Here is a 12,243-nt window from a genome sequence, read left to right on the forward strand (position 1 = left end):
CTAATTATAAATCGAAATTTTTCCAATGTCAAGTTATTCAAAACGGACTTTTCGGCCATTTTTCTTATTTTATATTTTATTTAAAACATTTATTTTCTCTAAACGAGAAAAACCAGACTGTTGAATCAACAGCCTGGTTTTTACAATATTTTTATAACCAATATTTTTGTAACGAAAAATCATCAAGCCTATTCTTCCGGGCGAGGCGCACAAGGCTAACGCATACTAAAGCCCTAAACTTTTTCCCCGTAAAATTCCGTATTTTCTGCACCGCTGGGCCAACCGAGTTTTCTCGCAAGCAGGCTGAAGAGAAAACAAAACAGCACCGAGACTAACATCGCCAGGCACGCGAACAGAGGCCCCTGATCCATCATCAGGCCCAGGCCAAACGGCGCCTGCCAACCGTTAAAAAACAGCTTTCCCAATACTGGGAGCATAGCCACGCCAAAACCGCTCAGCATCCCCGCCCAGGCGCCCGCACGGTTCAGCCTTTTGAAATAAAGCGCCAACGCATAAGGCGCTAAGAATGCGCCGGACAGAATCCCCCACGAATAGGACATGAGGTCCAAAATTGGCGTGTTGCTGTTTGCAATCAGATAAGAGGCTATTACAAACAGCAGACATAAAATCCGGGTCAGTATGGCCACGCTTTTATCCGGCAGCTGAGGCCTTAGTCTGGCCTTTACCAGGTCCATTGACGCTGTAGAGCAAGCTGTCAGCGTGATGCTGGAAAGTGTGGAAACCGATGCGGAAATCAACAGCACCAAAACGATGCCCACCAGAATATCCGGCAGGTGCGCCACATTCAGCATATTGGGAATGATATAATCCTTACCGCCCGCAGGCAGCGTATCACCGAAAAACAGGTGGGAAAAGGACCCGATAAAATAACCGCCCCCCGCAACAAGAACTGCAAAAAAGGTAGAGATGATCGTCCCTCTTTTAACCTCCTTGTCATCGCGGATACCATAGTATTTATGTACCATCTGCGGCAAGCCCCATGTGCCTATGCTGGTCATCAGGATCATGGCGACAAGCGATATTGCCGACTGTAAGGTCAGATTGTTCATTCCACTCTGCTCCATATAGCCTGCCATATTGGAAAGCCCTTGAGCGAGGCCGCCGACCTGAGGTGAAGCCACCACCATAACCACGAGCAGAAAAACGCCGACCATCATAATAAGCCCCTGGACAAAGTCTGCCTTTAGGGTGGCTACATAGCCGCCTAAAACCAAAACAACGGCCGAGGCAATAGCGATCATCACCATACAGACCTGCTCGTCAATCTTCAGCAGCACACTGCAAACGCTGGTCAATCCCTTGTAAACCGAGGCTGAATAAGGCAGCAGGAATATAAAGATTACAATACAGGAAAACAGTTTAATACCTTGGCTTTGATACCTTTTTTCGAACAGCTGCGGCATAGACTTAATCTTCAGCCTGTGCGTAACCGAACGGGTTCTTCTGGCTAAAACAAGCCAAGCCAGCAGGGAACCAATCACCGCATTGCCAATGCCCACCAGCGTGGAATAAAGCCCGAACTGCCAACCAGAGCTACCGGAATAGCCAATAAACATTACAGCAGAAAAATATGCGGTCCCATAAGAAAGCGCGGATATCCAGGCGCCGGCATTGCGCTTTCCCACAGTAAAATCTGCCATGCCGCCCCCCTGTCTGGAATTAAGGATGCCGACGGCAAGCATGAAAATTACGTAACAGCCAATAACAATCCAAATAACAGTTTCTCTCCCCATAGTCCTCTTCCTCACTTTAGCGATTTAAACCATCAATTAAATAAACAACATCTTTATTCTACCAGATAATCTTATGAAAGGCAATAGAAAAGTAAAAAACAAGATGCTGCACAAGCCCATAGCATAACTCCACTTGTATTTTGCTGAAAGCGTGCTATTATTAGCTTGAGGTGTTGTATCATGAAAATTTCTACAGAAATAATGTCCGCCGCCCGTCATCTCGGTGAGGAAAAGGCCATCGAGTATTTAGCGAAGGCCGGATTTGATGCCTAGGATTTTTCTATGTTCAGTATGTGTCAATATAACTGGGAAACGCAACGGCTTATAGAAAACAGCCATCCGCTATCCGGAAAGGCGTACCTGACCTTTGCAAAAAAATTGAAACAGGTCGGCCTTGATAACGGAATTGTCTGTAACCAGTCGCATGCACCCTTTCCAAGCAGTTGCCGGGAAATACGCTCCTTCTTTAAACGCGCCATTGAATGCACGGCAGAAGCCGGCGGTCAAATCTGCGTCATTCATCCGAATAATGATCTGCCGCCTGAGGAAAATGCCGAAATGTATTTTGAGCTGCTTCCTTTCGCAAAGAGCTGCGGAGTCAAAATTGCCGCAGAAAACATGTGGAATTGGGACACAGAAAGGGGGCATTCCTCATTTGCAGCTTGCGCGACGCCGGAGAGCTTCTGCGCTCATTTAGACGCGGTAAACGATGAGTCTTTTGTCGCCTGTCTTGACATTGGCCATGCTGAAATGAAAGGATCCGGTACAAATGCTGTCCGAATGATAAAAGCTTTAGGACAGCGGCTACAGGCATTGCATATACATGACAACGACCAATGGCACGACTTGCATCAAATACCGTTTTCAATGAAAATAGATTTTAACGAAATTGTAAAAGCGCTCAAGGACACTGGTTATAACGGATATTTTACGCTTGAGGCAGATCAATTTCTGAGAGAATATACCGGCAGCACCGTTTTTGAAGGCATCAAACAATTGGCAGCGGCGGCGAAAAAGCTTGCCACTTTGTATGAAAGCTGCTGACCCCTTTGGGGGATGGAGTGTGCGGCGTTATTCGCTGCTTTTTCCTTTTTCAACACTGCTGTAACAATCCCAAATAAATTGAAAAACTGCGGAGAAAACAATCTCCGCAGTTTTTATGAAGGGATTTGAGAAATGTCAATCGACTTTAGCAAAGTTTTATTTACAAATCAGTGTATTAATGTTTTTGTAGATGTTCAGGCTGATATCGATATTTTCTGGAATCCAGCAGAAGCAGTACAAAACTGCACAGACTGATAACCATTAGAAGGGACGGCGCCCAAAAGCTGTTATCCGCACCGGTGCGTGAAGGTTCCTGCGGCACATGTGTATCAGCGGGATCCGACGGGGGTGGTGCCTCGCTTTTGTGATTTTCAAAAAGAACGCTCGATTCGCCGGCTTTTTGAATGACTCCCTCCGTTCCATTCGGTGTTATCACAGAATAGCCTTCATTGTTGCTTTCAGACACACGGTATTTTGTCCCTGCCGGTAACCCTTCAATAGTAATCCACTGGCCATGCGAGAGCTCGATCTCAGCTGTTCCGTCTACCCCAAAGGCCAGCACGCCCTGTTCCGGGGTAGCGCTCCCCGCCATACTACTGCTTCCCGTATAAGCATAATCTCCTGAAAGCGGAATATCTTTACTGTCCGACAGTTTCACGGAAAAAGCAAATTTTTTCTCAGCATCTGCACCGCTGCCCGAAACGGTTTTAGCGATTTTCAGGCTGCCTGCATGAGCATCCGGCTCCGGCGTTATGATAGCTCTCGTATTGGTAAATATCGCTTCTACCGTCTGTCCTTCCTGAACGATACCGGCTGCTCCTGTGGAGGTTGTCACATATCCATCCTGATTTTCTTCAGACTCTGTCACCGTATAAGAGATTCCTGCGGGAAGATTCGTTGCCGTCCTATGCTCTCCACCCTTCAGCGTAACCAACGCCTTGCCGTTTTCAAAATCAAGCTCTCCATATGAGCCAGAAATGGATTTCTCACTCAGTAGGATGGTGAAATGGAATTCCCTGTCAGGTTCTGCAGCATTTCCAGCGAGGATTTTCTGAACGGAAAGGTTTCCGGACTTCGGCATTTCTTTATCATTAGTAACAGTAAAAACATACTGATTGTCTGCGGCCTGCGTAACCGTACCGGTATATCCCTCGACCGCTTCTTCCTCAATCGTATATTGGCTCTCTATTTTTTCTGTATCTTGTTCAAGAGCATTCCCCTGATATTTAGGAAGATCCTGAAAAATGAAAGTCCAATCATTTTCATCACAGAGTACCTTTTCGTCAATTTTCTGCCCGTCCTGATAAAGATAGACCGTGACGTTTTTGGGATGGTTCATGTCATCCTGTGCCCATTTCTTCACAACCGACACATTTACGGTAGGATATTCTACCGGATATTGATTAAAAATTACGGCTCCATTAGTGCCAATACCGCCTCCGCGTGGGGCGGTATTCCCTGAAATAACCAGCTTAGCCGCCTCTTCCGCGACACGCTTTCCCTCTTGTGCCACAACGGCCTTAAGCGCGAGGTTTTCTGTTGAGGTAATCCTCCCACCCAGGAGCGCTGTATCCGGATAACGCAGCGCATCTTCCGCGGGCAAGCCCAGCGCCCCGGAGTCCTCTTTTATCAAACCGTCCTCATACCAATGCACCAGCCAGTCCCCCAGCAGGCGGTTTGTTAATGACAGCGTGGCTCCCCCTGTTTTAGGAAGGGAGGCAATATCATCGCCGGCACCGTCGCAGATGTTGTCAAAAATTGCTCCGCCGTTTTTCACATAGCTTTCCGCGCTGCCTGTTGGGCACAGCCACATACCGCCCCCTAATATTTCGGCAGAGTTTTGGGTTACCAGCGCGTCATACACAAACAGTTTATAGGGCGTGGATCCCACATAAACACCGCCCCCCTGGCGTGCAGCCCTGTTATTGACTATTTTGCCACCGCGAAGCTGAACATGATTCGAGGCTATATAAACGCCACCGCCGCAGCCGCCGTCATTGCCGCCGACACCAGCATCCTCCCTACCGGCGGTATTATTGGAGATGACGCCGCTGTTCATTGTAAACTCTGTATGGACATATTGCTCCCAGGTATCTATATAACTATCGGGCTGGTTTGTATTTTTTAAATAATCATAGGTTGCGACCCCGCCGCCCATTCCATCTATGACGGTATTGCCGGAAATCTCACCGCCATTCATGGTAAATACTGCATTGCCAAAAACGAAAACACCACCGCCGCCGTAATCGGCAGTATTATTGATAATCTTTGCGTCACCACTCATGGTCATTGTCACAGGATGCTTCTGATAGCCATAGTTCCAGGTATCGGCGCACAGCCATACGCCTCCGCCGCCATTTTCCTGGCCTGCGCTCATATTATGGCTGATTTCTCCGCCTGTCATTGCAATCTCTACCGGGCCTTCGTCGCTGCGGGCCAAAATTCCCGCAGTCGTGTATCCTTGCTCTCGGACATCGTTCGCTTTGTTCTCCGTGATTTTCCCACCGGAAATATTCAGCCGTGCCCCAGCGGCCGCGTAAACCGTTGCGTTATAGGTCGTCAGCCCTCCGCCACTGACCTCGTTATCGCGAATTTCTCCGCTCCTCATTTCAAAAAGAGACCCGGGGCCTGAAATGTAAACAACGCCGGAATAATTCCCCACCGAATCCGCATTGCAAATATTCGCACCATCTAAAACAAAAGTACCATAGCAGCATACGATCCTCCCGGAATGGTTCATTTGACCGCCACCGCCTGCGCCGTCAACTGTCAGCTTACCGGTGCTGCTGCTTGCAAAGGTGAGCTTACCTCCATTGAGGACCTCAAACATCGTTGAAATACCCTTCGCGGAAATCGTTCTTTTCTCCCCATTATCCACCAAGACAATGTCCTTTCCTGCCGGAATCACAACACTCTCGGTAAGGGTAAAATCGTTTTCGACCACAATCGTCGCTGGTGTGCCAGCTCTGGTTGCCGCAATTGCGGCAACCAATTCATCATAGGTTGAGGCAGCCCCTGTAGGCTCCTGTTGCCTGATACCTTTGGCGACTACTGTCACAGACGGGGCAGCTAGGCCGTGCAGCAGTGCATATCCCGCTGGTAAAACAGCTTTCGCCGTGTATTCACCTTCGTACATCTCCTCGTCCGAGAAATCACTTAAATCCCACGTAACCGGCAGGTTTTCGGCTGTTGAAAGGGCTGTCTTGCCGACTTCATCTACTATACCGCCCGCTGTCCACATGCTGTTCTCCGTGGAAGCAACCCGGACTGAAATTTCCTGGGGGAGCATTTTCTCCAGTTCAGCCCTTGTCAGAGGGGCCTCCCCAGCGTTACGAGCGGCAGAGATCACCCAGCGGCTATCTTCCGCCGCATAGGACAATCCGTCTCCTTCCCCCCAGGACCAAGCGCTTATCTCCTGTTTTTTTCCCGAGTTGTTCTTTACCAAGGCGAGCGCATTCGCGAAACTGAATAAAATGACCGCACAGAGTGACAGTGAGACAATGCGCGCCATTTTTACATGTGTCCGTTGTCTCATAATATTGGATCTCCTTTCCCTTTTCGTGCTGTTCCGGTTCGTGCTAAACAACCTCCACAAGAAGTATCCCTCAAAAGTAAACCGGCACTCAATGATAGCTCATTTTTGTATACTTTGGATTTTAAGTTTCCTAGCCGGCTACCATAAAATATCTCTTCTGTGGTACCCGCCTTTAAGCCTCCTATTAAAAATACGGAAATAATAAGCATACTATTCGCTAAAGCGCAAAATAAATAAGCCTGCGGCACAAAATAAATGCTTCAGGCTTTTTTGCATATGAAAACAGATTCACAAAAAATTGTACTATATTTTTCTGTTGATTTTCACCACGCTTTACAGTATAATAAACGTAAATAAATTTGGGTAAATATGGTAATCCACCACAGAAGAGATATTCTGCGGTCTTTATAAAATAAGCTTCATTTTTTGCAGAGTGCGTTCATGCTCGCGGGCACTGACCGCCACATAGATTCGGGTGGTCTCAATGCGGCTATGGCCTAAAATATCTGCCAAGTGTGCCAGATTTTTTTCTATTGTGTAATAGGTCCGTGCAAACAGATGTCTTAAATTGTGTGGGAATACCTTTCGGCGGTCCACCTGTGCCTCCGCACATAACTTTTTCATATCATGGCAGATATTGGAGCGATCCAATGGTCTGCCGTTTTTTGTTCTGAAAACATATCCCCGTTCTAAATTTTGCTTTTTTATGTACTGCTGAAGCTTATTTCTTAATTTTTTTTGTAAAATAATCGTTCGGTTTTTTCCCTTTAAATTAATTTCCGCACGGCCAGCCCGTACCGCCTCTACGGTTATAAAACTCAGCTCTCCAATCCGGATTCCGGTACTGCATAAGATCAGCATCAAGTGGTAGAGTCTTTGGTTTCCTTTGCTTTGTGCCGATCGCAGCAGCCTTTTATACTCAATCTGTGATAGTTCCCTGTTTTCCTCTATAAAGGCCTGCCGCTGTACCTTCAGCAGCTTTACCTTGCACTCCGGTAAGCCGTCAAAATCCAAAAATGCATTGATTGCAGATATGCTGCCGTTAACCGTCTGTGCTTTGCGCTTTTCAAGAAGCTGATCGCGATATTCCAATATCAAGGACTTTACTATTTCACGCCCTGCCAGAAAGACGAGCAGTTGCTCGACTACGCAAATATATTTTTTGATTGTGGTTACAGCTTTTTCATGATGATATAAATATGTTTCAAATGCCTGCAGTTTTCCTTCCGCTGTTGTACTCATGATAAATTTTCTCCTTTCTGTCTATTTCTCAATATTAATTTTATCCTATTGAGTAAAAAGGAGACAGAAAATGTTTTTATTTCTCAATAAGACCTACCCTTCTTTTTCTGCCAGCCAAAAGCTGAAAACGGTGTATGACGCCTACATATGGCCACAGGGCTTTTCCGACAGCTATAGAGGAAAGGCGCTGTTCGTTTTTTGAATGAAAACCCCAGCGGCATGATTTTATGTCGCTGGGGCTTTCATTACATTTTTATTGACTTTTTCTTTAGCATCCTCCAGGATAAAGCGCGGCATCACACAACGCCTTTTTTAAGGATTATATTCGCGTACAGAGCCGTTTCACCAGTAGCAACCACTGCATAGGCCTTTTTCGCCCGTTCATAAAATTTAAACTTATCTATTGCAAGCTCGCGCAGGCCGTCCGCCTCATATTTAGCCCCAATCTCACGGTAACAGGGCCAAATGACCGGCTTATAGGGGTCTGCAGGCAAAACCTCCATGAGAATAGCCGGATGTTCAACATACGAATCAAGCGGCATAAACCGCAGAATTGCATCGAGAATCTCAGGGATTCCATGGCCGTCTAGGCGGATTACATGCTCCGGATGCGCAAATTTGGGAAAGTTCCCATCGGCCAGTACAAGCTCGTCGCCATGTCCCATTTCCATAAGGATCTTCAGCAAATCAGGTGAAAGTACAGCGGGGATTCCTTTCAGCATATTAAGTTCCCCCCTTCTTAGCGTGCAATCATGCCCTGCTCGTCCCATAACGCATGCCAGTCCGTTGCGCCTGGCCACAGAAAAACCTGCCCCTTTACAAGACGGCAGTTCTGGTCTGCTTTGCGAATCTGCTCCATCTCCTCTTCTGTCAAGGGGTCCTCTGTCACACATTGCAGGTTACCGGTATAATTCTTTTCATGGACAGAAAAAGGAATCGGGATCTGTCCCCGCTGGACGGCCCATTTCAGGCAGACCAATGCGGGATGAATGCCGTGGGCCTTCGCCGCGGCCTCTACCTGGGGCAATGCGATATCCACAATATCCCCATCGGCCTTATCTCGAGCCGGACGGTTTGGGCTGCCGATTGGACAAAATCCCACAGGCTGGATCCCGTGCCCGACACAGTAATCATAGAGCCTGGGTTGCTGAAAAGCCGGATGCAACTCCATTTCAAGCAACGTGGGCCTAACGCGGCACAGGGGCAGAACAGCCTCTAATTTTGGGATGGTCATATTAGACATGCCCAGGTTGCGCACCAGCCCTAAGTCATACAGGCGCTCCATCTGCCGCCAGACTGTCATGAAGTCCTCCGTACTGAAGGGCTTTGCGTCAGGGCTGCGGGAATCACCGCCGCAGCCTGGAGCATGGTAATTGGCAAAAGGCCAATGTACAAAATAAGCGTCAAGATAATCAACCTGCAGATCCCTGAGCGTTTTGGCGCATGAGAGTAAGACATCCCCTTTACCATGCATATCATTCCAGACCTTGGAGATGATAAACAGCTCCTCGCGTTTGACCACAGCTTCCGCAAAGGCCTGCGCAAATACTTCGCCAATGAGAGCCTCATTGCCGTAGACGGAGGCGCAGTCAAACAGGCGGTAGCCGCAGCGAATGGCACCCGCCACTGCCTCGGACACCTCCTGCGCTCCATACCGGTCGGAACCAAAGGTCCCCATACCGATACAGGGGATTTTCCGTCCGTTTGACAGCGTCCTCATGGGGACAGCGTTCGGATCGATCATTATCATTTTATTTATGCTTCCTTTCATAATGGAATAAGCCTTTGCCCAAGCAGCCCCTTCTCCTGTACATTGCCTCCTTAGCCGTGAGCCACGGGAATAATCATCCCAATCAAGCTTAGGCGCTTCATATACATGAATTTAATAGACTGAACCACTTCATCAAAATAAGCTTCGGATATGTACTTTCCGTTGCTTAGGCTATAGATATGTTAAAATAAGTAAAACGTTTCGTTTTTCAAAATATCATACCGGATCTGTTTTGTCAATAGGGAATCCCCGTGATTTTTCCAAATAAACAAGCATTATGAAAAGAAAAGGATTTTTTGTTTGACATCGTTCTTCTTCTATGGTATGCTAACCTAAAATAAGAAACGTTTCGTTTTAAACCGGAGGCAATCATATGGCTGCTACGATTAAGGATATTGCAAGGGAAACGGGCTTAAGCCTGGCAACCATCTCAAAATATTTGAACGGCGGTTCCCTTCGAGAAAAGAACCGTCTTTTAATTGAACAAGCAATCCAAAAGCTTGACTACCATGTCAACGAGTATGCACGCGGCCTTAAATCTAATAAAAGCCGATCCATCGGCGTTGTAATTCCCGAGCTTAGCAACCTGTTTGTCACTCAGATTATCTCCGTTATAGAAGGCGTCCTACAAAGCCAGGGTTACAGCATTATTATCTGTGATTGCCAGACCGATCCTGAACGCGAATACCAAGCCGTGCAATTTCTGCTGGACAAACGTGTCGATGGCATCATCAATATGCCTGTCTGCACCGACGGCCGCCACCTGTGCTCCGCCGTGGAAAAACAGCTGCCTATTCTACTGCTTGACCGTCCGGTTCAAGCTCTGAGCGGCATCGCAAGCTGTGTCCTCCTTGACAATAAAAACGCGGCTTATCTCGCTACGCGCCGCTTATTGGAGCTGGGACACAGGCGGATTGGAATTATTGTCGGGCCGGAAAAAATCTACACCTCACGGATGCGTCTGGAGGGCTACCGCGCCGCGCTTGAGGAATATGGAGTTATGCCCGCTGGAGAATTGATTGCTTATGGAGATTATTCACTTGAAGGCGGACACCGGCAAATTTGCCGCTTACTTAAAAAAGCCGAGGGAATGACTGCCGCCTTTGTCACCAATTATGAGATGACGCTCGGAACACTGATCGCCTTAAACGAAAGAGGCATACAGATCCCTCAACAGCTTTCTCTGATCGGCTTTGATAACATGGATTTATCCCGGATTGTAAAGCCCCCCTTAACCATTGTCAGCCAACCGCTGGAAGAAATCGGCCTTCAGGCTGCACGCCTGATGCTCGAACGGCTCTCCGGCCAACATACGGCCCCCATGACCGTTTCTCTGTCCGCTTTTCTCCAGGAAGGGCAATCTATCCAGCCATATCAGCCCTCTTAAAAAATTTTATACGTTAAAGCGAAACGTTTCGTTTTAGCGTGTTTAAGGAGTCGATTTTATTATGACAAAAAATTTTGAGGCAAGTTTCGATTCTTTGCGGACCTATCAGTGTCCCGACTGGTTCCGCAACGCAAAATTCGGTATCTGGTCGCATTGGGGCCCGCAGTCTGTTCCAATGTACGGCGACTGGTACGCCCGGCATATGTATGTACAGGGTTCCGACCAATACCGCTACCATGTGCGGCACTACGGGCATCCTTCGACATTTGGCTACAAGGACATTTGTGCACTGTGGAAGGCTGAGAGGTTTGATCCCCAGGCGTTGATGAGCCTTTATGTAAAGGCCGGCGCACGGTACTTTGTTGGCCAGGCCATGCACCATGACAATTTTTTCAACTATCCTTCAAAGCTCAACCGTTTTAACTCCATGCAAGTCGGCCCGCACAAAGATATTTGCGGCATGTGGAAAAAGGCTGCGGAGAAGCACGGTCTTCCCTTCGGTTTAACAGAGCACCTGGGTGCTTCCTTCTTTTGGTGGAGCACCAACAAAGGCGCCGACACCTGGGGGCCTTACAAGGGTGTGCCATACGACGGCAACGACCCGGCGTACCAGGATTTTTACCATGCCAAACCAAGTGAGGCAGAGCTGCAAAATTGGTACACCTCTAACGAAAAATTCCGTGAATACTGGTTTGCTGTGATGAAAGAGCTGATTGACCTGTATCAGCCGGACCTTCTCTACTCCGACGGCGGCCTGCCCTTCTCCGCAATTCATGAAGCCGCCCCCAGTGACCCCAATTACCGTCTGGGCCTAGAGGCCGTTTCCTACCTATATAATACTTCTATTAAGAAGCATGGCGAAAACCGCGCCGTCTATAACCAGAAGGATCGCCGCCCGGAGATTTACCGCATCGGTGTACTGGATATTGAGAAGAGCCAGCTGCCTGATATTCTGCCGCACCCATGGCAAACCGACACCTGCATCGGAAACTGGTTTTATGATGTCCGGCAGGAATTTAAACGGCCCACACACATCGTAGAAATGCTGGTCGATATTATCTCTAAAAACGGGACCATGCTGCTTAATGTGCTGCAAAAGCCGGACGGTTCAATAGACGATGAAACCGTGTGGATCCTAGAGGAATTGGCAAGCTGGTTCGCCGTCTGCTCGGAAGGTGTATATGACACTCGTCCCTGGCGAATCTCTAGCGAAGGTGACACCCGCGCCGTCATTCAAGGCTTTACCGAGCAGGAAGCCGACTGGACATCCTCCGATTATCGTTTTACCTGTAAGGGAAATACGCTATATGCCTTTATGATGCGAGCTCCCGTAAACCGAACGGCTGTCATCAAAAGCCTCCTTCCCACTGAGCAGGTACAGTCTGTCCGCCTGTTGGGTGAAGGTGAAATTCCTTTTGCTCAGAACTTCGGTACGCTTACCATGAAACTGCCGGATGCAATGCCGGCAAAGATGGTAAACTGTCTGGCAATTGAGCTAAAACACAGCTGA

8 protein-coding genes are annotated in these 12,243 nt (G+C 48.0%); 3 read left to right on the plus strand and 5 right to left on the minus strand.

Translation table 11 applies throughout. The features are described from left to right. Positions 1 to 233 precede the first annotated feature (233 nt). Positions 234 to 1,754 (minus strand): sodium:solute symporter family protein, encoded by a 1,521-nt coding sequence (locus DPQ25_RS06775; protein WP_112332419.1) that lies wholly within the window; start codon positions 1,752 to 1,754, stop codon positions 234 to 236. Between the two features lie 291 nt (positions 1,755 to 2,045). On the opposite strand from DPQ25_RS06775, the gene DPQ25_RS06780 reads away from it, so the two are divergent. Beyond that, a complete protein-coding gene (locus DPQ25_RS06780) occupies positions 2,046 to 2,798 on the plus strand; it encodes a sugar phosphate isomerase/epimerase family protein (RefSeq protein ID WP_242978259.1) in 753 nt (250 codons plus the stop codon). Between the two features lie 175 nt (positions 2,799 to 2,973). On the opposite strand, the gene DPQ25_RS06785 is transcribed toward DPQ25_RS06780, so the two are convergent. From DPQ25_RS06785 to DPQ25_RS06800, 4 genes are all read right to left on the minus strand, one after another. Next, positions 2,974 to 6,333, minus strand: a complete 3,360-nt coding sequence (locus tag DPQ25_RS06785; protein ID WP_112332421.1) for a Cna B-type domain-containing protein — start codon at positions 6,331 to 6,333, stop codon at positions 2,974 to 2,976. A gap of 405 nt (positions 6,334 to 6,738) precedes the next feature. After that, a complete protein-coding gene (locus DPQ25_RS06790) occupies positions 6,739 to 7,575 on the minus strand; it encodes a tyrosine-type recombinase/integrase (protein ID WP_112332422.1) in 837 nt (278 codons plus the stop codon). Between the two features lie 296 nt (positions 7,576 to 7,871). Beyond that, positions 7,872 to 8,297, minus strand: coding sequence for an RbsD/FucU family protein (locus tag DPQ25_RS06795; RefSeq protein WP_112332423.1), 426 nt, complete (start codon positions 8,295 to 8,297; stop codon positions 7,872 to 7,874). 17 nt (positions 8,298 to 8,314) lie between these two features. Then, positions 8,315 to 9,325, minus strand: a complete 1,011-nt coding sequence (locus tag DPQ25_RS06800; RefSeq protein ID WP_242978251.1) for an aldo/keto reductase — start codon at positions 9,323 to 9,325, stop codon at positions 8,315 to 8,317. A 394-nt stretch (positions 9,326 to 9,719) separates the two neighbouring features. On the opposite strand from DPQ25_RS06800, the gene DPQ25_RS06805 reads away from it, so the two are divergent. Both DPQ25_RS06805 and DPQ25_RS06810 read left to right on the plus strand, forming a co-directional pair. Then, positions 9,720 to 10,733: a LacI family DNA-binding transcriptional regulator gene (locus DPQ25_RS06805; protein WP_112332424.1), complete on the plus strand. Its 1,014-nt coding sequence runs from the start codon at positions 9,720 to 9,722 to the stop codon at positions 10,731 to 10,733. Positions 10,734 to 10,794: 61 nt separating this feature from the next. Beyond that, positions 10,795 to 12,243, plus strand: a complete 1,449-nt coding sequence (locus DPQ25_RS06810; protein WP_112332425.1) for an alpha-L-fucosidase — start codon at positions 10,795 to 10,797, stop codon at positions 12,241 to 12,243.

The sequence above is a fragment of the Hydrogeniiclostridium mannosilyticum genome (assembly GCF_003268275.1).
Classification (GTDB): domain Bacteria; phylum Bacillota; class Clostridia; order Oscillospirales; family Acutalibacteraceae; genus Hydrogeniiclostridium; species Hydrogeniiclostridium mannosilyticum.